15 protein-coding genes are annotated in these 24282 nt (G+C 61.6%); 9 read left to right on the top strand and 6 right to left on the bottom strand.

The window, feature by feature from the left end; all coding sequences use genetic code 11:
* Nucleotides 1-300 precede the first annotated feature (300 nt).
* The 5 genes from HBO19_RS08760 to tpx form a co-directional block, all read right to left on the bottom strand.
* Nucleotides 301-1698 (bottom strand): efflux transporter outer membrane subunit, encoded by a 1398-nt coding sequence (locus HBO19_RS08760; protein ID WP_262380989.1) that lies wholly within the window; start codon nt 1696-1698, stop codon nt 301-303.
* A gap of 68 nt (nt 1699-1766) precedes the next feature.
* On the bottom strand, nt 1767-4874 hold the full coding sequence (locus HBO19_RS08755) for an efflux RND transporter permease subunit (RefSeq protein ID WP_169951798.1): 3108 nt from the start codon (nt 4872-4874) through the stop codon (nt 1767-1769).
* On the bottom strand, nt 4871-7972 hold the full coding sequence (locus HBO19_RS08750; RefSeq protein ID WP_170057300.1) for an MdtB/MuxB family multidrug efflux RND transporter permease subunit: 3102 nt from the start codon (nt 7970-7972) through the stop codon (nt 4871-4873). Before HBO19_RS08750 ends, HBO19_RS08755 begins: the two co-directional genes overlap by 4 nt.
* The gene (locus tag HBO19_RS08745; RefSeq protein ID WP_170057299.1) at nt 7969-9273 is read right to left on the bottom strand and encodes an MdtA/MuxA family multidrug efflux RND transporter periplasmic adaptor subunit; all 1305 of its coding nucleotides are present in this window, start codon (nt 9271-9273) and stop codon (nt 7969-7971) included. Before HBO19_RS08745 ends, HBO19_RS08750 begins: the two co-directional genes overlap by 4 nt.
* A gap of 233 nt (nt 9274-9506) precedes the next feature.
* Entirely contained in the window at nt 9507-10007 is a 501-nt protein-coding gene (gene tpx / locus HBO19_RS08740) for a thiol peroxidase (protein WP_169951804.1), read from the bottom strand.
* A gap of 166 nt (nt 10008-10173) precedes the next feature.
* Between tpx and HBO19_RS08735 the strand changes: the two genes are divergently transcribed.
* From HBO19_RS08735 to HBO19_RS08725, 3 genes are all read left to right on the top strand, one after another.
* Nucleotides 10174-11466 carry a glycosyltransferase gene (locus tag HBO19_RS08735; RefSeq protein WP_170057298.1) on the top strand — a complete coding sequence of 431 codons (1293 nt, stop codon included), beginning with the start codon at nt 10174-10176 and terminating at the stop codon, nt 11464-11466.
* A gap of 72 nt (nt 11467-11538) precedes the next feature.
* Nucleotides 11539-12444 (top strand): AraC family transcriptional regulator, encoded by a 906-nt coding sequence (locus tag HBO19_RS08730; RefSeq protein ID WP_169951808.1) that lies wholly within the window; start codon nt 11539-11541, stop codon nt 12442-12444.
* A 100-nt stretch (nt 12445-12544) separates the two neighbouring features.
* Nucleotides 12545-16327, top strand: a complete 3783-nt coding sequence (locus HBO19_RS08725; protein WP_170057297.1) for a hypothetical protein — start codon at nt 12545-12547, stop codon at nt 16325-16327.
* 71 nt (nt 16328-16398) lie between these two features.
* Here the strand turns inward: HBO19_RS08725 and HBO19_RS08720 are convergent, their stop codons facing one another.
* Nucleotides 16399-16671 (bottom strand): chitin-binding domain-containing protein, encoded by a 273-nt coding sequence (locus tag HBO19_RS08720; protein WP_170041362.1) that lies wholly within the window; start codon nt 16669-16671, stop codon nt 16399-16401.
* A 251-nt stretch (nt 16672-16922) separates the two neighbouring features.
* On the opposite strand from HBO19_RS08720, the gene HBO19_RS08715 reads away from it, so the two are divergent.
* From HBO19_RS08715 to xylB, 6 genes are all read left to right on the top strand, one after another.
* Nucleotides 16923-18233 carry a sugar ABC transporter substrate-binding protein gene (locus HBO19_RS08715; protein WP_169951814.1) on the top strand — a complete coding sequence of 437 codons (1311 nt, stop codon included), beginning with the start codon at nt 16923-16925 and terminating at the stop codon, nt 18231-18233.
* A gap of 162 nt (nt 18234-18395) precedes the next feature.
* Complete coding sequence (locus HBO19_RS08710; RefSeq protein WP_051903031.1) at nt 18396-19283, top strand: sugar ABC transporter permease; 888 nt, start codon at nt 18396-18398, stop codon at nt 19281-19283.
* Between the two features lie 10 nt (nt 19284-19293).
* Nucleotides 19294-20124 (top strand): carbohydrate ABC transporter permease, encoded by an 831-nt coding sequence (locus tag HBO19_RS08705; RefSeq protein WP_169951816.1) that lies wholly within the window; start codon nt 19294-19296, stop codon nt 20122-20124.
* A 27-nt stretch (nt 20125-20151) separates the two neighbouring features.
* A complete protein-coding gene (ugpC, locus tag HBO19_RS08700; protein WP_169951818.1) occupies nt 20152-21255 on the top strand; it encodes a sn-glycerol-3-phosphate ABC transporter ATP-binding protein UgpC in 1104 nt (367 codons plus the stop codon).
* A gap of 17 nt (nt 21256-21272) precedes the next feature.
* Nucleotides 21273-22745 carry a mannitol dehydrogenase family protein gene (locus HBO19_RS08695; protein ID WP_170057296.1) on the top strand — a complete coding sequence of 491 codons (1473 nt, stop codon included), beginning with the start codon at nt 21273-21275 and terminating at the stop codon, nt 22743-22745.
* A 51-nt stretch (nt 22746-22796) separates the two neighbouring features.
* Complete coding sequence (gene xylB, locus HBO19_RS08690) at nt 22797-24278, top strand: xylulokinase (RefSeq protein ID WP_170057295.1); 1482 nt, start codon at nt 22797-22799, stop codon at nt 24276-24278.
* Nucleotides 24279-24282: the final 4 nt, after the last annotated feature.

Raw genomic sequence — 24282 nt, 5'->3', positions numbered from 1 at the left:
CGTGGCTGACGATACGAACGGCGTCCATGCCGTGGAAAAGTCGCAGATTGTAGCGAGAATAATTCTTGTACAGGTGGAATATTGTCACAAGGCCATTACTGAAAATGTATGGCCTGGGGGGGGCAAAACTACGCCCTGTGGGAGCGGGCTTGGCCTAATGCCGATCAGTTAAGCGAACGCAATGCTCAAAGCAGTGAAGATCAAATGTGGGAGCGGGCTTGCCCGCGATGGCGTCAGTAATAACAACTGAGGGTTTATCAGCTGTTCATCCGTTATCGTTGACGACCATCGCCTACAGGGTCAGGGTTTCTCTTGCGGCTCCAACTGGCCATCCCAGCCGCCGCCCAGCGCTGCGATCAGTTGCACACTGGCCACCAGGCGGGTCTGCAGCAAGGTCAGCACGGTGCGTTCGTTGCTCAATGCCGTGGCCTGGACGTTTACCACATCCAGGTAGGCAATCAGGCCCGCCTTGTACTGGTTCTGGGTCAGGCGCAGGGATTCGCGTGCCGACTCCAGGGCTTCGTTGCTCACGCCCGCCTCATCTTCCAGGACCTTGAGCTGGACCATGTAGTTTTCCACCTCGCGGAAACCGTCGAGCACGGTCTGGCGGTACTTGGCCACGGTTTCGTCGTAGGACGCTTCGGCGCGGTCGACTTCGGCCGAGCGCTGCCCGCCGTCGAACAGGGTCATCGCCAGTTTCGGCCCCACCGACCAGAAACGGTTCGGCAGGCTGATCCAGTCGGCGTAGGTGCTGCTGGAATAACCACCGGCCAGGCTCAGGGTCAGGTCCGGGTAGTAGGCGGTTTTCGCCACGCCGATATTGGCGTTGGCGGCGATCACCGCGCGTTCGGCCGAGGCGATGTCCGGGCGGCGCTCCAGCAGTTGCGATGGCAGGTTGGCGGGGATCTGCGGCAAGGCGGGGATGTCCTTGCTCACCGCAAGGTTAAACGTGGCCGGCGCTTCGCCGATCAATACCGCGATGGCGTTTTCCAGCTGCGCGCGCTGCCAGATCAGGTCGATCAGGCTGGCCTGGGTGCTTTTGAGCTGGGTCTGCGCCTGGGCCACCGCGTCCTTGCCGGAGACGCCGGCGCGGTACTGGTTCTGGGTCATTTGCAGCGAGCGCTGGTAGGTCTCGACGGTGGATTGCAGCAAGCGCGTCTGTTCGTCCATGACCCGCAGTTGCAGGTAGTTCTGTACCAATTCCGACTGCTGGCTCAGGCGCATGGCGGCCAGGTCGGCGGCGCTAGCTTGCTCGCTGGCGTTGCTGGCCTCCAGGCCACGGCGCAGTTTGCCCCAGATATCGGCTTCCCAGCTCACGCCCAACTGGGTGTTGAGGGTGTCGCGGATACCGCTGCTGGAGCTGCTCAAGCTCGCATTGCTGCTGCCGGTGCCCTGGCTGGCGCGGGTTTTCCCGGCGCTCAGGTCGACGGTGGGGAAGAATGCGCCACGGGAACTGCGGGCGGTGGCCTGGGCCTGGCGGTAGCGAGCTTCGGCCTGGGCCACGGTCTGGTTGGCGTTGTTGAGCTTATCCACCAGGCTGTTGAGTTGTGGGTCGCCATACAACTCCCACCAGGCGCCACGGGCCAGGGCATCGCTGGGCGCGGCCTGGCGCCAGCCCTGGGCTTCTTTGTACTGCGCAGGCTCGGCGACTGGCGGGCGTTGGTAATCGGGGCCGATGGCACAGGCGCTGAGGAGCATGGCGCACACAACTGTAGGCGCAAGCTTGCTCGCGAAAAACCGCAGGCCGCTACAAAAGGTTGGGTTGGTCATAACGGAGTGTCCAGGGCAGCATCGGTACGCACCCCGCGCCAGCCGTTGAAACGGTGGCGCAGGCGGTCGAGATAGAGGTAAACCACCGGGGTGGTGTAAAGGGTCAGGATCTGGCTGAAGACCAGGCCGCCGATAATGGTCAGGCCCAGGGGCTGGCGCATTTCCGCGCCTTCGGCGGTGCTCAGCAACAAGGGCAAGGCCCCGAGGATTGCCGCCAGGGTGGTCATCAGGATCGGCCGCAAGCGCAGCAAGCAAGCGCTGCGAATCGATTCCAGGGGCTGCATGCCTTCCTTGCGCTCCAGTTGCAGCGCCAGGTCGATCATCAGGATCGCGTTTTTCTTCACCACACCGATCAGCAAGAAAAGGCCCAGCAGCGAGATCAGGCTGAACTCGCCGCCCAGCACGTAGATCGACAACAGCGCGCCGACCCCGGCCGACGGCAGGGTCGAGAGAATGGTCAGTGGGTGGATGTAGCTCTCATACAGAATCCCCAGCACCAGGTACACCGCCACCAACGCGCCGAGGATCATGAACGGCTGGCTTTTCTGGGTGGCGGCAAAGGCGTCGGCGGTGCCGGCCATCTTGGCGATCACGTCTTCCGGTAAGCCGACCTTGGCGATCGCCCGCTCGATGGCAGCCGTGCCCTGCTCTACCGTGACCCCGGGGGCCATGTCGAAGGCGATGTCTTCGGAGGCAAATTGCCCCTCGTGGCTGACGCGGTCGTCGGCCAGGCTGTTTTCGTAGTGGGCGATGGTCGACAGTGGAATTCGCGCGCCATCAGCGGTAATCACCTGCACCTGGTTAAGGGTGATCGGGTCCTGGGCGTATTTCGGATTGACCTCCATCACCACCCGATACTGGTTGAGGCTGTCATAGATGGTGGAAATCTGCCGCTGGCTGTAGGCGTTGTTCAGCACCGAGGTGACCATGTTCATGTCCACGCCCAGGCGCTTGGCCTGGTCGCGATCGACAATCAGCGTCACCTGCTGCGCCCCGCGCCCTTCACGAGCGTCGATGGCGGTCAGTTCCGGCAGCTCGCGCAGCGCGGCGACCACTTTCGGGTACCACAGGCGCAAGGCGGCCAGGTCGCCACTTTGCAGGATGTAGGAATATTGCGAGGACGTCTGGTCACGGCCGCCGCCAAATTGCAGGTCCTGGTCGGCCATCAGCATCAAGCGGCCGCCGGGTACCAGCGGCACGGTTTTGCGCAGGCGCTCGATCACCGCCTGGGCCGACAACTTGCGTTCCTTGATCGGCTTGAGGCGCACCAGCATCACCGCGTTGTTGGTACCGTTGCTGCCACCGATAAAACCGGCCACGCTTTCCACCGCCGGGTCTTGCAACACGGCTTTGCGGAAGATCTCCATCTTCGGCTGCATGACACTGAATGACAGGCCATCATCGCCGCGCACAAAACCGATCAGTTGCCCGGTGTCCTGTTGCGGCATGAAGGTTTTGGGCACCACCACATACAGCGCGATATTCACCCCGATGGTGACGAACAGGCTGAGCAGGGTCAGGCGCTTGTGCCGCAGCACCCAGTCGAGGCTTTTGGCATAACCCGAAACCATATGGTCGTTGACCTTCTGGCTCCAGCGCTGCAAGCCGGTCTGCTGGCCTTTGACATGGGGCTTGAGCCAGCGCGCGCAGAGCATCGGGGTCAGGGTCAGCGAGACCACCAGCGACACGATGATCGCCGCCGCCAGGGTGATGGAAAACTCACGGAACAGGCTGGTGACAATCCCGCCCATAAACAGGATCGACAGGAACACCGCCACCAGCGACACGTTCATCGACAACAGGGTGAAGCCGACCTCCTTGGCTCCCAGGTACGCCGCTTTCATCGGCGCGATGCCGTCGTCGATATGCCGCGAGATGTTCTCCAGCACCACGATGGCATCGTCCACCACCAGGCCGGTGGCGAGGATCAGGGCCATCAGCGACAGGTTGTTCAGGGAAAACCCATACAGGTACATGATCGCAAAGGTGCCCACCAGCGACACCGGCACCGCCAGGGTCGGGATCAGCGAGGCCCGGAAGTTACCGAGGAACAGGTACACCACCAGGATCACCAGGGCCACGGCAATCAGCAGGGTCATTTCCGCTTCATGCAGGGTGGCGGTAATCACCGGCGAGCGGTCCATGGCCAGGTTGAGCTTGACGCTGGACGGCAATACCGCCTGCAACGCCGGCAACTGGGCCTTGATCTGCTTGACGGTCTCGATGATGTTGGCGCCGGACTGGCGGTTGATCACCAGCAATACCGCCGAGTCGTTGTTGAAGAAGCCACTGTTGTAGCGGTCTTCGACGCCGTCGCTGATCTTGGCCACGTCACTGAGGCGCAACGCCGCGCCGTCCTGGTAGCGGATCAATAGCGGCTCGTAGTCCTTGGCTTTTTCCAGCTGGTCATTGGCCTGGATCTGCCAGTTGCGCTCGCCATCTTCCACCGAGCCCTTGGGCCTGCGTACGTTGGCGTTGGCGATGGTGTCGCGCACCTCGTCCAGGGACACGCCGTACTGGTCGAGGGCCTTGGGCTCCAGTTCGATACGTACCGCCGGCAGGGAGCTGCCGCCGATCTGCACTTCGCCCACACCCGGCACCTGGGACAGGCTTTGCGAGAGGATGGTGGACGCCAAGTCGTAGAGCTGGCCCTTGGGCAATACGTCCGAGGTCAGCGACAGCACCATGATCGGTGCCTGAGACGGGTTGATCTTGCGGTAGGTGGGCATGCTGCGCATGCCGCTGGGCAACAGGTTGCGCGAGGCATTGATCGCGGCCTGCACTTCGCGCGCCGCGCCGTTGATATCGCGGTCGGAGTCGAATGCCAGGATCACCCGGGTCGAGCCCTGGCTGGACGAACTGCTCAGGGTGGTGACCCCGGCAATCGCACCGAATGAGCGCTCCAGCGGCGTGGCCACGGTAGACGCCATCACTTCCGGGCTGGCGCCAGGCAGGCTGGCAGAGACCACAATCACCGGGAAGTCGATCTGCGGCAATGGCGACACCGGCAGCAGGCTGAAACTGACACCGCCCAGCAACATGATCGCCAGGCTCAGCAACATGGTGGCTACCGGCCGGCGAATAAAAGGTCCGGACAGGTTCATGGCTCAACCGGCTCCAGTGCGTCCGGGGTCTTGCGCCAGCGACGGCCAAGGCGGTCGAAGTACAGATAGATCACCGGCGTGGTAAACAGCGTGAGGATCTGGCTCAGCAGCAAGCCGCCGACCATCACCAGGCCCAGGGGCTGGCGCAACTCGGCGCCGGAGCCGGTGGCCAGCATCAAAGGCACCGCACCGAACAATGCCGCCAGGGTGGTCATCAGGATCGGCCTGAAGCGCAGCAGCGCCGCCTGGTAGATCGCGGTCTGCGGGTCCAGGCCCTGGTTGCGTTCGGCGTCGAGGGCGAAGTCGATCATCATGATCGCGTTCTTTTTCACGATGCCGATCAGCAGGATGATGCCGATGATCGCAATCATCCCCAGGTCATTGCCCGTGAGCAGCAGCGCCAACAGGGCCCCCACCGCTGCCGACGGCAAGGTCGAGAGGATGGTGATCGGGTGGATGTAGCTCTCGTACAGCACGCCAAGCACGATGTACATGGTCACCACCGCCGCGAGGATCAGCAGCAAGGTGCTCGACAGCGACGCTTCGAACGCCTGGGCAGCCCCCTGGAACTGAGTCTGCACGCCGACCGGCATGCCGATGTCCTTCTGTACCTGGTTGATCAGCTCCACGCCCTTGCCCAGGGCCACGCCGGGTGCCAGGTTGAACGACATCATCACCGCCGGGAACTGGCCGATATGGGTAATCGCCAACTGCGCCTGGCGCTGCTCGATGCGGGCCAGGCTCGACAGGCGCACCTGGCCGCCATCGGTGGTCTTCACGTGGATCTGGTTCAGCGCGTCCGGCCCCAGGCTTTCGCCGGATTGGGCCTGCAACACCACGCGGTACTGGCTGGCCTGGGTGTAGATCGTGGAAATCTGCCGCTGGCCGAAGGCGTCATACAGCGCGTCGGTGATATTGGCTACCGACACCCCCAGGCGCGAGGCCGCATCGCGGTCGATCACCATGTACACCTGCAAGCCTTTGTCCTGCAGGTCGCTGGCCACGTCGGTGAGTTCCGGGTACTGGCTCAGGGCCTGCACCAGCTTGCCGCTCCACAGGGCCAGTAGCTCGGCATCCGGGGAGGACATGCTGAACTGGTATTGGGTGCGGCTGACACGGTCTTCGATGGTCAGGTCCTGCACCGGCTGCATGAACAGGCGGATGCCCACCAGTTTATCCAGCGTCGGTTGCAGGCGTGCAATCACCTCGACAGCGCTCAAGTCCCGCTCTTTATGGGGCTTGAGGTTGATCAGCAGGCGGCCACTGTTGAGGGTGGCGTTATCGCCATCGACGCCAATGTAGGAAGACAGGCTTTCCACCGCAGGATCTTCGAGGATGATCTTCGCCAGTTCCTGCTGGCGCTGGCTCATGGCCGCGAAGGAAATCGACTGCGGCGCCTCGGAAATGCCCTGGATCACCCCGGTGTCCTGCACCGGGAAGAAACCCTTGGGCACTACCAGGTACAGCACCACTGTCAGGCCCAGGGTGGCGATGGCCACCAGCAGGGTCAGCGGCTGGTGCTTGAGCACCCACTGCAGCTTGCGGCCGTAGGCGGCGACCAGCCAGTCGATCCAGGCGCCGCTGGCCTTGTAGAAGCGCCCCTGTTCTTCTTCCTTGGGTTCGCGCTTGAGCAGGCGCGCGCACATCATTGGCGTCAGGGTCAGGGACACCACCAGGGAAATCAGGATCGCCACGGCCAGGGTGATGGCAAATTCGCGGAACAAGCGCCCGACCACATCGGCCATGAACAGCAACGGGATCAATACCGCAATCAGCGACAGCGTCAGGGAAACCAGGGTGAAGCCGATCTGCTTGGCGCCCTTGAGCGCGGCGGCCAGCGGCGTCTCGCCTTCCTCGATATAGCGGGAGATGTTTTCCAGCATCACGATGGCATCGTCCACCACAAACCCGGTGGCGATGGTCAGGGCCATCAGGGTCAGGTTATTGATGGAGAAGCCGGCCAGGTACATCACGCCAAAGGTGCCGATCAGCGACAACGGCACGGCAATCGAGGGGATGATGGTGGCGCTGAAACGGCGCAGGAACAGGAACGTGACCATCACCACCAGGGCAATGGCGATCAGCAATTCATGCTGCACATCGGTGACCGAGGCGCGGATGGTCTGGGTGCGGTCGGTGAGTACCGTCACGTCAAGGCCGGCCGGCAGGTTGTCGGTGATGCTTGGCAGCAGCGCCTTGATCCGGTCCACCACCTCAATCACGTTGGCCCCCGGCTGGCGCTGGATGTTCAGCAGCACCGCCTGGTTTTCATTGGCCCAGGCGGCGAGGCGTTCGTTTTCTGCGCCATCGACGATTTGCGCGACGTCTTTAAGGCGCAGCGGTGCGCCATTGCTGTAGGCCAGGATCAGTTCGGCATACTGCTCGGGCGATACCAACTGGTCGTTGGCATCGAGCATCGACACCCGGGTCGGGCCGTCGAAGTTACCCTTGGGCTGGTTGACGTTGGAGGCGGCGATCAGGCTGCGCACGTCCGCCAGGTTCAAGCCATTGGCGGCCAGGGCCTCGGGGTTGACCTTGATCCGCACCGCCTGGCGCTGGCCGCCGGCGATGCTGACCATGCCCACGCCGCTGATCTGCGCGATTTTTTGCGCCATGCGCGTATCGACCAGGTCGTTGAGCTTGGGCAACAGCATGGTCTTGGAGGTGATGGCCAGGGTCAGGACCGGGGTATCGGCCGGGTTGACCTTGTTGTACACCGGTGGCGCCGGCAGGTCCGAGGGCAGCAGGTTACTGGCTGCGTTGATCGCCGCCTGCACCTGTTGCTCGGCCACGTCCATATTGACGTCGAGGTTAAAGCGCAGGGTCAGCACCGAGGCCCCGCCGGAACTGGTGGACGCCATCTGCGTGAGGCCGGGCATTTGCCCGAACTGGCGCTCCAGGGGCGCGGTGACCGCGCTGGTCATCACGTCCGGGCTGGCGCCGGGGTACAGGGTCATGACGCGGATGGTCGGGTAATCCACCTGGGGCAAGGCCGACACCGGCATCAGGCGATAGGCAATCAGGCCAGCCAGGACAATGGCCAGCATGCTCAGGGTGGTGGCGACGGGCCTGAGGATGAACAGCCGTGACAGGTTCATGCGCCGGCCTTTTGCGCCTTGCCGGCGTCAGCCGCCGGGCTGCCTTCGCCTTTCGCCGCGGGTTTGCCCTGCAAATGTTCGGTTGGGGTGGTCGGGACCAGGTTGCTGTCGTTGACCACTTCGATGTCGGTGCCGTCCTTCAGGCGGTCGGTGCCTTCGAGCACCACGCGATCGCCTGCGGCCAGGCCTTCCTTGACCACGGTGTTCTGGCCATCGGTCTCCCCAATCACCAAGGTGCGGATCTTGACTTTCTTGTCACCGTCCAGGGCATAGACAAAGGTGCCGTTGGTGCCGAACTGGATCGCCGCCGAGGGAACCAGCACCACGTTTTTCAGGGTGTCGGCCAACAGGCGCACATTGACGAATTGGTTGGGGAACAGCACCTGGTCCTGGTTATCGAAGCGGGCCTTGAATTTCAGGGTGCCGGTGGCGACATCGATCTGGTTGTCCAGGCTCTGCAATACGCCGGTGGCTTGCAGTTGCAGGTCGCCCCGGTCCCAGGCCTGTACCGGTAGCTTGTTGCCGCTGCGGTAGCGGGCCAGGACGGTTTGCAGGCTGTTCTCCGGCAAGGTGAATGCCACGCTGATCGGCTGGGTCTGGGTGATGATCGCCAGGGCGGTGGTGTCATTGGCCGCCACCAGGTTGCCGACGTCCAGTTGGCGCAGGCCGACACGCCCGGAAATCGGTGCGCGGATCTTGGTGAATTCCAGGTTGAGCTTGGCGTCATCCACCGCGCCCTGGTTGGTCTTGACCGTGCCCTGGTATTGCAGGACCAGCGCAGCGGCGGTGTCCAAAGTCTGCTTGGCAATACTGTCCTGTTCATACAGGCCGCGATAACGCTCGAGGTCGACCTGGGCGTTCTTCAATTGGGCCTGGTTTTGCAGCAGCGTGCCCTGGGCCTGGAGCAAGGCGTTTTGGTAGCTGCGCGGGTCGATTTCTGCCAGCAGGTCGCCGGCCTTGACCATCTGCCCCTCTTCAAAGGCGATCTTGACCAGCTCTCCCCCCACCCGGCTGCGCACATTGATGGTGTTCAGCGCCGTCACAGTGCCCAGCGCCTTGTAGTACACCGGGAAATCCCCAGTGATCGCGGGCGCGACACGCACGGGTACCGCAGCACCTGAGCCGCCGAAGCCGGGACGCATCATCCCCGTCTTGCTGGTCCGGGCTGCCGGGGCCTCTTTCTGGGCGGCGCCGGTCGGCCAGAACTTCCAGCACAGCACGGCAACAACCAACAGGACGAGCAAGCCAAACAGCCAGCGGCGGGAACTACGGAGGGACGATTGCATGGATTGATCAACCATTGGATGCGAGGGCTTCTACTGTGGGAGGCTGAAAGATAAGCACTGGGGCGCGTTTAGAAAAGCGCCTTTACCGGCTATTTACCTTCGCGCTTACAAACATTTACTTTTCGAAGTGAAATGTCAGCAATTTGGGCTAAACCGCTGAAGCACAAATAAAAACGGCCTGGACTAGGCCAGGCCGCAAGCATGCATCATACGTGTTACTGCAAAGCGACAGTAACGCGCAGCCGCAATTACTTCAGTACAGCCAGCGCCGCTTCGTAGTTTGGCTCGTGGGCGATTTCGCCAACCAGCTCGCTGTGCAGCACCTTGTCGTTTTCGTCCAGTACCACCACGGCGCGGGCGGTCAGGCCCTTGAGGGCGCCGTCGGCAATGGAAACACCGTAGTCAACGGCAAAATCGGCGCTGCGAAAGTCCGACAGGTTCTTCACGTTTTCCAGGCCTTCGGCACCGCAAAAACGGGCCTGGGCGAATGGCAGGTCGGTGGAGATGCACAGTACAACGGTGTTGTTCAGCTCGTTGGCCTGGGCGTTGAACTTGCGCACCGACGTGGCGCAGGTCGGGGTGTCAACGCTTGGGAAGATGTTCAGTACTTTGCGCTTGCCGGCGAAAGTCGCCAGGGTGACGTCCGACAGATCGCCTGCGGTCAGGGAAAAGTCGAGGGCCTGGGTACCGATTTGCGGCAACTCGCCTTCAACCTGGACTGGGTTGCCTTTGAGGGTGACTTGAGCCATGAACGGAATCCTTATGCTGGGTTGGATGAAACGAATTCGAGAGGCAGAAGTTAACCACAAAGTTCGATTTACACCTATGGCCGTCACAAATTGTCATGACAGCGCCTGGGCCGACGGCTGTGGTTTAATTGCGCCGCTTTTGCCCTGCCCTTGAAGGAGTTCGTCGTTGAAGAATCAGCCTGCCACCCAAGTCCTGGTCATCGGTTACGTCTGGCCGGAGCCTCGCTCCTCGGCAGCTGGCGGACATATGATGCAGATTTTGCAGAGCTTTCTTTCGCAAGGCTGGGAAGTAACCTTCAGCAGCCCAGCCGCTATCGGTGAACACAAGGCCGACCTCGCGCCACTGGGTATTCGCGAATGCGCTATCGAGCTCAATAACCGCAGTTTCGACGACTTTATCCGTGAACTGGCCCCGGATATCGTGCTGTTCGATCGTTTCATGATGGAGGAGCAGTTCGGCTGGCGCGTAGAGAAGCATTGCCCGCAGGCCTTGCGCGTGCTGGAGACTTCGGATTTGCAGAGCCTGCGCGATGCCCGCCAGCAGCGCCTCAAGGACTACCTCAAGCACCAGCCGGATGCTGACGATTTCAGCCCGTTATTCGCCCAGGTCCTGGACCAAGAGTTCCAGAGGATGGCCGACACCGATCTGGCCAAGCGCGAGATCGCCGCGATCTACCGCTGTGATATCAGCCTGATGATTTCCGACGTCGAGATCCAACTGCTCACCGAGCACTTCAAGGTGCCGGCCGCCCTGCTCCACTGGTGCCCGTTGATGATCGAGGCGCCCAGCCAGGCGTTTATTCCTTATGAAGACCGCGCGCACTTCCTGAGTATCGGCAACTTCCGCCACGCACCCAACTGGGATGCGGTGCTCTGGATGAAAAACAGCCTCTGGCCGTTGATTCGCCAGCAGCTCCCCGGCGCCCAACTGCATATCTATGGGGCCTACACGCCGCCCAAGGCCACTGCGCTGCATAACCCGGCGCAAGGCTTCCATGTGATGAACTGGGCCGAGGACGCGCTGCAAGTGATGTCGGCGGCGCGCATCTGCCTGGCCCCGCTGCGCTTCGGCGCCGGGATCAAGGGCAAACTGGCCGATGCCATGCTCTGCGGCACCCCCAGTATCACCACTCCCATCGGCGCCGAAGGCATGGGCGACGGGCAACCCTGGCCGGGGATGATCGCCCAGAGCGCCACGGCCTTGGCCGCTGCTGCCGTGGCCCTGTACGCAGATCGGCAAGCCTGGACCGAGGCCCAGGCACATGGCGAGCAACTGCTGGCCCGTCGCTATGCCCCGCACAACCACGGCCCGGCCTTGGTCGAGCGCCTGCAACACTGCCTAGGCGAGCTGGCGCAACATCGGCGCGACAACTTTACCGGCAGCATGCTGCGCCACCATCTGCACAAAAGTACCCAATACATGGCGCAGTGGATCGAGGCAAAAAACCGCCCCGTTTAAACAGCGGCGCTGGCGAGGTGACGTGCAACGGGGCATTATCGGCTGCGCAACCACAATAAAAGCGACGCCAGCATGAGCCGAGCAACGCGCATCACCGACCCCTCCTACGAGTTGATGGACGACCACAACGGCCTGTCCATCATCTATCGCCAGCATGGTTTCCCCTGCCCCCTGGTGCGCTGGCACTTTCATAAGGAGTATGAGCTGCACTTGATTGTCGCCAGTTCCGGCAAGGTGTTTATCGGCGACTATATCGGCAACTTCTACCCGCAAAGCCTGTTCCTCACCGGTCCCAACCTGCCCCACAACTGGATCAGCCAGGTGGAGGAAGGCGAAGTGATCACCAAGCGCGACATGCTGGTGAATTTCACCGATCAGTTGCTGGAGGACGGCAGCCAGGTCTTCACCGAGTTCAAGAGCCTGGCGCCCTTGCTGGAGCGCGCGCAGTACGGCATCGAATTTCGCTGCAAGAACACCATCGCCCAGGCCATGACCCTGATGCAACGCATCGAGGATGCCCAGGGCATGGCGCGGCTGGGGCACTTCTTTGTGTTGCTGGAGGCACTTTGTGCCTGTGAGGACTACCTGGTGCTGTCAGGAGGGACTACAGCGCAGTTGGCCGATGAACACAGCATCGACCGGACCAACCGCGCGGTGGACTACATCTTTGCCCACTACGCCCGCGAACTGTCCCTGGAAGAAGTCGCGCAGTACCTGGGGATGAAACCCACCTACTTCTCCCGGGTGTTCAAGCAGGCCACCGGACGCACCTTCGTCGAGTTCGTCAACCGCCTGCGCATCAGCAAATCCTGCGAGTTGCTGGCCGTGGGCGACAAGGCCGTGACCGATGTGTGCTTTGAGTCAGGGTTCAACAACATCTCCAATTTCAACCGGCGCTTCCAGCAGCTCAAGGGAATGACGCCCTCACACTACCGGCGCTTGGCAGTGCAGCGCCTGACGGAACAGAACCTGGCCTGACAGCGACCACTCGTCGCCACTGTCAATTTTGACAGTTATATGCAGCAGCACCTTGGGTGTGTGATGTCCGTGGCCAGTTACCTCTGCACACGGAGCACCCATGATGAAGAACACCGAGTCATCCAACCCGAGCACTTTGCCCTGCCTCCCCCATCCAAGACCTGTGGACCCAAGCGTTATCGACGACCTGGACCCGCCTGACGTCAGCGATGCGGTGCGCACGCTGCCAGACGCGGTGCGCGGCCTGGGGATACGCCACACCGAGCCGTGGCTGACCGTGCATTTCCCGCGCTGGACCCAATTGACTGTCGGCGATAGGTTGAACTTCTTCATGGGCAGCAACCGCTTTGCCCTTGTGTCGACGGAAATCCGCGATGAGGATCTGGACAAGACGTCGGTGGCGTTGGTGATTCTCCCGCCATTGGTGCCACTGGGTTATACCTACCCGTGTTTTTACGAGGTCATCCGCAGGGGCAGCGGCACCACCAGCAGCTCGCCCTACGAAACCTGGTATGTCAAGCGCACTCGCCCCGGCGGGGTCAGTAAAGATCCCGGGCTGGCGTATCACACGGAACTGGTGATACACCTGCCACCCGACCTGGAAGGCGGCGTGATAGACCCCCATCGCGCCGCCGAAGGGGTGGAAATGACGATCGACCCTTACCCCAACCTGACCGAAGGCGACACCGTCGAGGTGTATTGGAACGGTTACCCCATTTCCTTGAGGCTTGATGCCGAGCATGTCGCCGGCATCAAGCCGATCACCGTATTGGTCCCGGAATCAATCATCCTGCTGGGCGGCAGTGGGGTGGTGACTATTCGCTTCCGGGCCTACGACAAGGTGTTCAACTTTTCCGGGGAAACCCAGCAATGGTCGAAGGCGGTCACGGTCGTCAGCGACCTGGACCCTTACCTGCTTGACGCTCCGCATTTTGTAGTGGACGGGGACTCCGTTATCGACGTCAACCTCGACATCCACAACGACTTCAATATCGAAATGGTGGTACCGCGGCGCCTGCCCAATGGCGCCTCGACCCCTACAGGCGCGTTGATCGTAGTGACGTTGCGAGGCGCCGATGCCGATGGCCTGCCGTTCGAAAGGACCCTGCCCGCGTTTGCAGCACGCATTGGCCTGTCGTCGTCCGTCGCCGTGGCCCCCCAATACCTGCAGGCGGTGCTCAACGGCCACCTGCAAATCGAGTACAAGCTGACCACGGCCACGGGCGTGTTCCTCGCCTCCTCCCGACGCCTGAATATCACGGTGTTCGGCACCAGGAGCTCGATGCCGCCGATGATCATCGAGCAAAACGAGGGCGGCAACATTGTCCCGGACCATCCTTTTATCAAGGCGATTTTCCCGCGTTACACCCCATACGACCGCAACTACAGCGTGACCCTGCGCATGGAAGCCGTGCGCCCAGGCGGCGGCCTGGTGGTCTACGAAGAAACCCTGTTGGCCGGCGCCGAGCCGCCTCCGGAGCGTTTTCGCATTGTGCTCAAGGAGAATTTCGATCGCTTCGTCGGGCTGGGCACCGTACGGGTGTACTACCTGGTCGACACCGGCACCCTGGGTATCCTGAACCCCAGCATTCAGACGGTGCGCATGTCAGAGGTGCTGGAAGTCACCTTTGGCCCCCGCTATGCCGATCTGCCATCGCCCCTGATGCAATATGTCGATGAGTTCAACAACCTGGACCCGGCGCGCATCAAAGGTGGTCAGTTGCAGGTAACCCTGCCCTACACGCGCACCGCCAGTGGCGACATTCTGCGCTGGACACTGTTGGGCGCGACCAGCAACGGCACTGCCAGCGATGAGATACGCCTCAACAATGCAACGGCGGGCAAGCCGGTGGTATTCACCCTGGAAGAGGCGTTGATCCGTGCCAGCGAAAATGGCGAGCTGCGCCTGAGCTATTCGCTGGTGCCTGCAAGCGGTGGCGCCACGCTCTACTCGGACGTGTTAGTGGTCACGGTGGGTGCGGCCCTGGACCTGTTGCGCCCAGAGGTATTGCAAGCCCAGCGCTATCCCGACCAACTGTTGCCGGAGGCGGCGCTGAACGGTGCGACCATCACCGTCACCTACCCGCAAATGCTGCCCAGTCACCGTATCCAGGCCTGCTGGAGCGGTATCCCGCAATTGGGCACCTATTGCGAAACCAAGGATGGCAACACCTCCAGGACCCTGCATTTCGAGGTGCCGGCAGAGGTCATCGGGGCCAACCTCAGCGAATACGGGCGTTACATTCAGGTGCAGTACTTTGTATTGCTGGGTGCCCACCAAAAACCTTCGCCGGTATTGAGCCTGAATCTGTTGGCGCCGGTACTGCCCCTGCCCTATATCGAAGGTCATACCAGCAGCGTGCTGAACCTCAGCAACCTGGTCGGCTCCGAGCGCGCCATGGTTGATCGCTGGAACTTTATCAACCGCAATCAACGCATGTGGTTTGAACTGCGCGGCACCTCTGCCAATGACACGCCCTTTGTTGCCGTGCTCTACGACGGTGACCTGGTGACCTACAACGGCGAACAGATCGGGATCCGCCCCCAGGCGCCGGTGGCGCAATTGCGCCAGCTCAAGGACGGCTCACAACTTGTGATGCGCTTTGGGGTGACGTTTGACCAATCGACCGCACAGGCCAATGCACTGTGGTTCCCGGAACGCCGTTACACCGTGCAGGCCATTCCCGCCGAATTTCCAGTGCCCCGAGTGCTCGAGGCCACGGGTTCGGGAGCCGCGGTAATCCTGACACCGCTCAATGCGCAAAACGGGGCGACGGTAGAGGTGGCCTACAGCCCGATGTACACCACCGACAGCCTCACCCTGGAGGTTCTGGGTGGCAGCGGGCCAGGGTCGGTGCAACTGGGGCCGAAAAATGGCGAAGCCGATGGCACAGTGGCTTTCAGCCTGCCGGCCGCGTTGATTGCCGCCAATCTGGACAGCCGCGACAGCGTGTTCACCGTGCAGTACTCCGTCTTGCGCAACGGCGTGCGCCGTTCGTCAACGGTGTTGAGCGTGACCCTCAAAGCCATCCCGGTGACTGAGCTGAAAAAAACCGTGCTGCGGATCGACGAGGCTGTCAGCGGTGTACTGGATGTGGGCGAACTGGCCGGCAACGCCACGGCAACCGTAGGTACCTGGCCACTTATTGCCAGGGACCAGCCCGTCTGGCTGCGCTTGCTCGGCAACCGGCCCAACGGTGCGGCCCACAACCTGACCCTGTTGGACGGCTCCTACGGCGACCGGGTGACCTCTGGCTGGTTGAGCCTTGGGTATCACCAGCAAACCATCCTCAATAGCTACCTGTCGGACCTGGGCAACAACAGCCAACTGACCCTGCAATTTAAGGTGGCGTTCAACAACAGCACCGAAGAGTCGCGGGCAATTGAGTTCCCGCCGGTCATTTACACCATCCGCAGCCGGATGATCACCGACGAGACGACCTTTACCGGCTCCTTCCTCAATGGTTGGCTCAGCCAGTGGCCCAATACCGGGATCCGCCGCGAGGCAAACGGCAATTACTACCTGCAAGCCGCCCCCTACCCCGGCAGTGGTGTGAGGATTTACAAAACCTTCACCCCCGCCGCAGTGGGCTACTATCGGGTAAGTTTGCGCTTCAGGATCAGCAAGTTCGCGGATATCGGCGGGCCGACCAGTGTATTTATTCATATAGGCAACTTGACCAAGAACGTGGCGATACCCAGCATCAATACGTGGTTGTATGCCGATGTGTATATGGGATATTTGCCAGGCCAGCCATTTGAGGCGTCAATTGCCATAACGAATCCGTCAACCGAGGGTATCTACGATTTTGACGACATCATCATCCAGCAGCGGCCTTATCCAAGTCAAATAACCCTGGAGCAGGAAGACGGGGTCGACTGATCTACTACTCACCCCCTGAAAACACAAGGCCCCCAGTGAAAACACTGGGGGCCTTGTGGGTTTACACGGGCTCACTCACATTGTCTGGTCGCTTCGTTGAACTCTTTGCCGGCCGGGCAAGTGTAGCGATAAAGCGTATATTTCTTAGTGCTTGAATTATACACGCAGCGGTAATACCCACCGGCGATTTCGACACTTTTGAAATAACCCTCACGCACGCATTCATCAAAATTACCGGAAGAAGGTGACTGCCCTGTGCATGCACTGACAAACAGTGCGACGACCATGCCAAGAGCAACTTTGTAGAGCCAGTTAATGTCGGGTCTTACGGTGGAATAGTTCATGAACATATCCTCGGTTGGTTGTGCACAACAATTAACCCTTGATTCCTTTAGATCGTCTACTGTCAAAAGTAACAGGTCGCCCATGGCACCTATCAACCAGTGCAAAAAAGTATCAGTGCAAGTGTGTCCAAGGATTTGTCACCGGGCCTGCACAAGGCTGTAATCAATGCACACTCTTCCTGCTGCCCTGGAAGACACAACAACAATAACTGTCCTTCTGCAGCCCTCTGGGCGCAGATACGGAGTGCGCGATGAAGTTCCCAGCAAAAGCCCTGCTTGCCTGTACCTGCATGACCCTCAGCGCCGTGAGCCTTGGTGCACAAACCCTGACCATTGCCACCGTCAACAACAGCGACATGATCCGCATGCAAAAGCTCTCGAAAACCTTCGAGGCCGAGCATCCGGACATCAAGTTGAACTGGGTGGTGCTCGAAGAAAACGTGCTGCGCCAACGCCTGACCACCGACATCGCCACCCAGGGCGGGCAGTTCGATGTGCTGACCATCGGCATGTACGAAGCTGCACTCTGGGGCGCCAAGGGCTGGCTGGAGCCGATGAAGGACCTGCCGGCGTCCTACGACCTGGACGATGTGTTCCCTTCAGTGCGCGACGGCCTTTCCGTCAAGGGCACGCTGTACGCCCTGCCGTTCTATGCCGAAAGCTCCATTACCTACTACCGCAGCGACCTGTTCAAGGCCGCCGGGCTGAGCATGCCGGAGCATCCGACCTGGGTGCAGATTGGCCAGTTTGCCGAAAAACTCACCGACAAGAGCAAGGAGCAATACGGCCTGTGCCTGCGCGGCAAGGCCGGTTGGGGTGAGAACATGGCGCTGATCAGCACCCTGGCCAATGGCTATGGCGCGCGCTGGTTCGATGAGAAATGGCAACCCGAATTCAATGGCCCTGAGTGGAAGGACGCGCTGAATTTCTACGTCGACAACATGAAGAAGTCCGGCCCACCGGGCGCTTCCAGCAATGGTTTCAATGAAAACCTGGCGCTGTTCAACAGCGGCAAGTGCGCGATCTGGGTGGACGCCAGCGTCGCCGGTTCGTTTGTCACCGACAAGACCCAGAGCAAGGTCGCCGAGCATGTCGGCTTCACCTTTGCCCCGCAACAGGTCACCGACAAGGGCACTTCGTGGCTGTATTCCTGGTCGCTGGCGATCCCCACCAGTTCCAAGGCCAAGGACGCGGCCAAGGTCTTCAGTGCCTGGGCGACGTCCAAGGAGTACGGCGCGCTGGTGGCCAAGACCGATGGCATCGCCAACGTACCGCCAGGCACCCGCGCCTCGACCTACAGCGAGCAATACATGCAGGCCGCGCCCTTTGCCAAGGTGACGCTGGAGTCGTTGAAAGTCGCAGACCCGACCAAACCGACCCTCAAGCCCGTGCCCTATGTCGGCATCCAGTTGGTGACCATTCCCGAGTTCCAGGCCATTGGCACCCAGGTGGGCAAGTTCTTCGCCGGCGCCCTGACCGGCCAGCAGACAGTCGACCAGGCCCTGGCTGCCGCGCAAACCACCACCGAGCGGGAAATGAAGCGTGCCGGCTACCCCAAATAGCCCAGGCTCACCCTCGTAAATGTAGGAGCTGGCTTGCCTGCGATAGCGGTCGATCAGTTAACTGATTTATCCACTGACAGGCCGCCATCGCAGGCAAGCCAGCTCCTACATTGACCGCACTCCAAGGCTGATTCTGTTTGCCTCCAATGGGTTCTGATTGTCATGAATACGTCTAAAAGCCGCCTGCTCAACCCCGGCTGGTTCCTCGTCAGCCCCTCGGTGGCCCTGTTGCTGCTGTGGATGATCGTGCCGCTGGGCATGACCCTGTATTTTTCGCTGATCCGTTACAACCTGCTCTACCCCGGCGAAAACCAATTCGTGGGCCTGGAGAACTTCACCTACTTCGTCACCGATTCCGGCTTTTTGCCCGGTGCCACCAACACCCTGTTGCTGGTCGGCAGCGTGCTGCTGATCAGTGTGGTGCTGGGGGTGTTGATCAGTGCCTTGCTGGAGGCCAGCGAGTTTTTCGGCCGGGGGCTGGTGCGGGTGTTGTTGATCTCGCCGTTCTTCATCATGCCCACGGTCGGTGCGCTGATCTGGAAGAACCTGATTTTCCACCCGGTGTCCGGCGTACTGGCGGCGGTGTGGAAGTTGTTTGGCGCGCAGCCGGTGGACTGGCTGGCGCACTACCCGCTGCTGTCGATCATCATCATTGTGTCCTGGCAATGGCTGCCCTTCGCGATCCTGATCCTGATGACCGCCATGCAGTCCCTGGACCAGGAACAGAAAGAAGCCGCGCGCCTGGACGGTGCCGGCCCGATTGCGATCTTCTGGCACCTGACCCTACCGCACCTGGCCCGGCCCATTGCCGTGGTGGTGATGATCGAGACCATCTTCCTGCTCTCGGTATTCGCTGAAATCTTCACCACCACCAACGGCGGCCCCGGCTACGCCTCGACCAACCTCGCCTACCTGATCTACAACCAGGCGCTGGTGCAGTTCGACGTGGGCATGGCCTCGGCCGGCGGCTTGATTGCCGTGGTCATTGCCAATATCGCGGCGATCATCCTGGTGCGGATGCTCGGCAAAAACCTGACTGACAAGCCTTGAGGGCCGCGCCATGACGCTTCAACAATCCCGCCGCCTGCAAAGCCTGTTGCTCGGCACCCTGGCCTGGGCCATCGCGATCGTGATTTTCTTCCCGATCTTCTGGATGGTGCTCACCAGTTTCAAGACCGAAATCGACGCGTTTGCCACACCGCCGCAGTTCGTTTTCACGCCCACCCTGGAGAACTACCTGCACATCAATGAGCGCAGCAATTACCTAAGCTTCGCCTGGAACTCCGTGGTGATTTCCTTCAGCGCCACCGCCTTGTGCCTGCTGATTGCAGTGCCGGCGGCCTACTCCATGGCGTTCTACGAAACCCAGCGCACCAAGGGCACGTTGCTGTGGATGCTGTCGACCAAGATGCTGCCACCGGTGGGCGTGCTGATGCCCATTTACCTGCTGGCCAAGAGCATGGGCCTTTTGGATACGCGCATCGCGCTGATCATCATCTACACCCTGATCAACCTGCCGATTGTGGTGTGGATGGTTTACACCTACTTCAAGGACATCCCCAAGGACATCCTCGAAGCCGCGCGCCTGGATGGCGCCACCTTGTTGCAGGAAATGCTGCGGGTGCTGCTGCCCATCGCCAAGGGCGGCCTGGCGTCCACCGTGTTGCTGTCGCTGATCCTGTGCTGGAACGAGGCGTTCTGGTCGCTGAACCTGACCTCCTCGAATGCCGCACCGTTGACCGCGCTGATCGCCTCCTACTCCAGCCCCGAAGGTTTGTTCTGGGCCAAATTATCTGCCGTCTCGACCCTGGCCTGCGCGCCGATCCTGATCTTCGGCTGGATCAGCCAGAAGCAACTGGTGCGCGGCTTGTCCTTTGGCGCAGTGAAATAACGACCCCTTATAAAAAGGAGGCCCATCATGGCCAACCTGAAAATCACCAATCTGCAAAAAGGCTTCGAAGGTTTCTCCATCATCAAGGGCATCGACCTGCAAGTGAACGACAAGGAGTTCGTGGTATTCGTCGGGCCGTCGGGCTGTGGCAAGTCGACCCTGCTGCGCCTGATTGCCGGCCTTGAGGAAGTGACTGAGGGCACCATCGAACTGGATGGCCGCGATATCACCGAAGTGACCCCGGCCAAGCGCGACCTGGCCATGGTGTTCCAGACCTACGCCCTGTACCCGCATATGAGCGTGCGCAAGAACATGTCGTTTGCCCTGGACCTGGCCGGCGTCGACAAAACAATCGTCGACAGTAAAGTCAGTGAAGCGGCACGCATCCTGGAGCTGGGCCCGCTGCTGGAGCGCAAGCCCAAGCAGCTGTCTGGCGGCCAGCGCCAGCGCGTGGCCATTGGCCGGGCGATTGTGCGTAACCCGAAAATCTTCCTGTTCGACGAGCCGCTGTCCAACCTCGACGCCGCCCTGCGCGTGCAAATGCGCCTGGAACTGGCGCGCCTGCATAAAGAACTGCAAGCCACCATGATTTACGTGACCCACGACCAGGTCGAAGCCATGACCCTGGCCGACAAGGTGGTGGTACTCAACAGCGGGCGCATCGAACAGGTCGGCTCGCCGCTGGAGCTGTATCACCAGCCGGCCAACCTGTTTGTCGCAGGCTTTCTGGGTACGCCGAAAATGGGCTTTCTCAAAGGCCAGGTCACCCGGATCGAGGGCCAGGGCTGCGACGTGCAACTGGACGCCGGCACCCTGATCAGCCTGCCCTTGAGCAGCGCCAGCTTGCGCGTGGGCAGTGCGGTGACCCTGGGCATCCGCCCCGAGCACCTGGAACTGGCCGCGCCGGGCGATACCACCCTGACCGTCACCGCCGACGTGGGCGAACGCCTGGGCAGCGACACGTTCTGCCATGTGCTCACCACCAGCGGCGAGCCGCTGACCATGCGGATCCGTGGCGACATGGCCAGCCAGTATGGCGAGACCCTGCAACTGCACCTGGACCCGGCGCACTGCCATCTGTTCGACACCGACGGTGTGGCCGTGGCCCGCCCACTGCGCGCTGCCGCCTGATTTCGCGAGATTTTCTGATGAAACTCAATAAGCAAAACCTCACGCAGCTGTCGCCTGAAGTGCGCCTGCCCGCCTACACCATCGCCGATACGCGCCAGGGCATCGCCCATATCGGCGTCGGCGGTTTCCACCGTGCGCACCAGGCGTACTACACCGACGCCCTGATGAACACCGGCGACGGCCTGGACTGGAGCATCTGCGGCATCGGCCTGCGGGCCGAAGACCGCAAGGCGCGCGATGACCTGGCGGGCCAGGATTATCTGTTTACCCTGTACGAATTGGGCGATACCGACGACACCGAAGTACGAGTGATCGGTGCCATCAGCGACATGCTGCTGGCACAGGACGGCGCCCAGGCCTTGATCGACAAGCTGGCCAGCCCTGCAATCCGCATCGTCTCGCTGACCATCACCGAGGGCGGCTACTGCATCGACGATAGCAACGGTGAGTTCATGGCCCACCTGCCGCAGATCCAGCATGACCTGGCCCACCCCGACGCACCCCAAACCGTGTTCGGTTTTATCTGCGCGGCCCTGACCCAGCGCCGGGCGGCGGGCGTGCCTGCCTTTACCGTGATGTCCTGCGATAACCTGCCGCACAACGGCGCCGTGACTCGCAAGGCGCTGCTGGCGTTCGCCGCATTGCGCGATGCCGAGCTGCATGACTGGATCAAGGACCATGTGAGTTTCCCCAACGCCATGGTCGACCGCATCACACCGATGACCAGCACCGCGCACCGTTTGCAACTGCATGATGAACACGGCATCGACGATGCCTGGCCGGTGGTGTGCGAACCCTTTGTGCAATGGGTGCTGGAAGACAAGTTCGTCAACGGCCGCCCGGCCTGGGAACAGGTGGGTGTGCAATTCACCGACGACGTCACGCCGTATGAAGAAATGAAGATCGGCCTGCTCAACGGCAGCCACCTGGCCCTGACTTACCTGGGGTTTCTCAAGGGCTACCGGTTTGTCCACGAGACCATGAACGACCCGCTGTTTGTCGCGTATATGCGCGCCTATATGGACCTGGACGTGACCCCCAACCTGGCGCCGGTGCCGGGCATTGACCTGGGCGAGTACAAGCAGACCCTGGTGGACCGCTTCTCCAACCAGGCGATTGCCGACCAGTTGGAGCGGGTGTGTTCCGATGGCTCCTCGAAGTTTCCCAAGTTCACCGTGCCAACCATCAACCGCCTGATTGCCGAGGGCCGCGACACCGAGCGGGCGGCACTGGTGGTGGCAGCCTGGGCCTTGTACCTGCAAGGCGTCGACGAGAACGGCGTGCGCTACCGCATCCCCGACCCCCGCGCCGACTTCTGCCGGGCGCTGGTGGCGGATGACGCCTCGATCAGCCAGCGCTTGTTGGGTGTGGAAGAGATTTTTGGCACGGCGATTCCCAATTCGCCTGAGTTTGTGGCAGCGTTCGAGCGGTGTTTTGTCAGTTTGCGCGATAACGGTGTCACAGAGACCTTGAAACGACTTACCGACTGAAGAACCCCACATTGCTCGGGTTTTCACCCTGTTTTCTGCTGAGTAACCACCATGCCCCGCCAATCTCTGTTTCTTGGTATCGACTGCGGCACCCAAGGCACCAAGGCCATCGTCCTCGACGCCGCCAGCGGCCGGGTGCTGGGCCTGGGCGCCGCGACCCACAGCCTGATCAGCGGCGCCAATGGCCGGCGCGAGCAAGACACCACGCAATGGCTGGACGCCTTTACCCAAGCCACCCACCGCGCCTTGCAGCAAGCCTGTGTGGACGGCCAGGACATTCTCGGCATCGGCGTGTCCGGCCAGCAACATGGCCTGGTGCTGCTCGATGAGCAGGGCCAGGTGCTGCGCCCGGCCAAGCTGTGGTGCGACACCGAGACCAGCGCCGAAAACCTGCGATTGTTGCACTACCTGGGCGGTGAAAGCGGCTCCCTGGAACGCCTCGGGGTGGCGATTGCGCCGGGCTACACCGTGTCCAAGCTGTTATGGACCCTGGAGCAGCACCCGGACGTATTCGCACGCATCGCCCATGTCCTGTTGCCCCACGACTACCTCAATTATTGGCTCACCGGCCGAGCCTGCGCTGAGTATGGCGACGCCTCGGGCACCGGCTATTTCAATGTCCGCACCCGGCAATGGGACCTGCCATTGCTGCGGCATATCGACCCCAGCGGGCGCCTGGAAACGGCGTTGCCAACCCTGATAGAAGCCAATCAGGCGCTGGGCACTGTGCTGCCGGCCATCGCCAAGCGCCTGGGGATCAACCCCGGGGCCATTGTGTCCAGTGGCGGCGGCGACAATATGATGGGGGCGATCGGCACCGGCAATATCAAGCCTGGAGTGTTTACCATGAGCCTCGGTTCGTCGGGCACCCTGTATGCGTTTGCCGATCAGCCGACTGTCAGCGCCCAGGCCGCGGTGGCGACATTCTGTTCCTCCAGCGGCGGCTGGCTGCCGCTGATCTGCACCATGAACCTGACCAATGCCACCGGGGTCATCCGTGAGCTGTTCGAGCTGGACCTGGTGGCGTTCAACGCCCTGGTGGCCCAGGCGCCGATTGGCGCCGAGGGCGTCTGCATGCTGCCGTTTCTCAATGGCGAGCGCGTACCCGCCCTGCCCCACGCCACCGGCAGCCTGCACGGCCTGACCATGACCAACCTGACCCGTGGCAACCTGTGCCGCGCGGTGGTCGAAGGCACCACCTTTGGCTTGCGCCAAGGCCTGGACCTGTTGCGCCAGACCGGCCTGCAAAGCCACAGTATCCGCCTGATCGGCGGCGGCTCGAAAAGCCCGGTGTGGCGGCAGATGGTCGCCGATATCATGGACACCGAAGTGATCTGTACCGAACAAAGCGAAGCGGCAGCCCTGGGCGCGGCGATCCAGGCCGCGTGGTGCCAGTCCGGCGAAAGCCTGGAGGGGCTGTGCGCGCGGTGCGTGAGTGTCGACCCGGCCAGTCGCACCCAGCCCGTCGCCGCCAGCGTCAGGGCGTACCAGCAGGCCTATGAACGCTATCAACAGCATGTGGCAACCCTTTAAGAGC

Source organism: Pseudomonas sp. WS 5021, assembly GCF_012985535.1.
GTDB lineage: Bacteria > Pseudomonadota > Gammaproteobacteria > Pseudomonadales > Pseudomonadaceae > Aquipseudomonas.
This window is presented reverse-complemented; position numbering and strand designations above follow the sequence as displayed.

Excerpts from the sequence above, each read along its gene's own strand:
- HBO19_RS08760 (WP_262380989.1), bottom strand. The coding sequence starts at position 1,698 with ATGCTCCTCAGCGCCTGTGCCATCGGCCCCGATTACCAACGCCCGCCA.
- HBO19_RS08755 (WP_169951798.1), bottom strand. The coding sequence starts at position 4,874 with ATGAACCTGTCCGGACCTTTTATTCGCCGGCCGGTAGCCACCATGTTG.
- HBO19_RS08750 (WP_170057300.1), bottom strand. The coding sequence starts at position 7,972 with ATGAACCTGTCACGGCTGTTCATCCTCAGGCCCGTCGCCACCACCCTG.
- HBO19_RS08745 (WP_170057299.1), bottom strand. The coding sequence starts at position 9,273 with ATGGTTGATCAATCCATGCAATCGTCCCTCCGTAGTTCCCGCCGCTGG.
- tpx (WP_169951804.1), bottom strand. The coding sequence starts at position 10,007 with ATGGCTCAAGTCACCCTCAAAGGCAACCCAGTCCAGGTTGAAGGCGAG.
- HBO19_RS08730 (WP_169951808.1), top strand. The coding sequence starts at position 11,539 with ATGAGCCGAGCAACGCGCATCACCGACCCCTCCTACGAGTTGATGGAC.
- HBO19_RS08725 (WP_170057297.1), top strand. The coding sequence starts at position 12,545 with ATGATGAAGAACACCGAGTCATCCAACCCGAGCACTTTGCCCTGCCTC.
- HBO19_RS08720 (WP_170041362.1), bottom strand. The coding sequence starts at position 16,671 with ATGAACTATTCCACCGTAAGACCCGACATTAACTGGCTCTACAAAGTT.
- HBO19_RS08715 (WP_169951814.1), top strand. The coding sequence starts at position 16,923 with ATGAAGTTCCCAGCAAAAGCCCTGCTTGCCTGTACCTGCATGACCCTC.
- HBO19_RS08710 (WP_051903031.1), top strand. The coding sequence starts at position 18,396 with ATGAATACGTCTAAAAGCCGCCTGCTCAACCCCGGCTGGTTCCTCGTC.
- HBO19_RS08705 (WP_169951816.1), top strand. The coding sequence starts at position 19,294 with ATGACGCTTCAACAATCCCGCCGCCTGCAAAGCCTGTTGCTCGGCACC.
- ugpC (WP_169951818.1), top strand. The coding sequence starts at position 20,152 with ATGGCCAACCTGAAAATCACCAATCTGCAAAAAGGCTTCGAAGGTTTC.
- HBO19_RS08695 (WP_170057296.1), top strand. The coding sequence starts at position 21,273 with ATGAAACTCAATAAGCAAAACCTCACGCAGCTGTCGCCTGAAGTGCGC.
- xylB (WP_170057295.1), top strand. The coding sequence starts at position 22,797 with ATGCCCCGCCAATCTCTGTTTCTTGGTATCGACTGCGGCACCCAAGGC.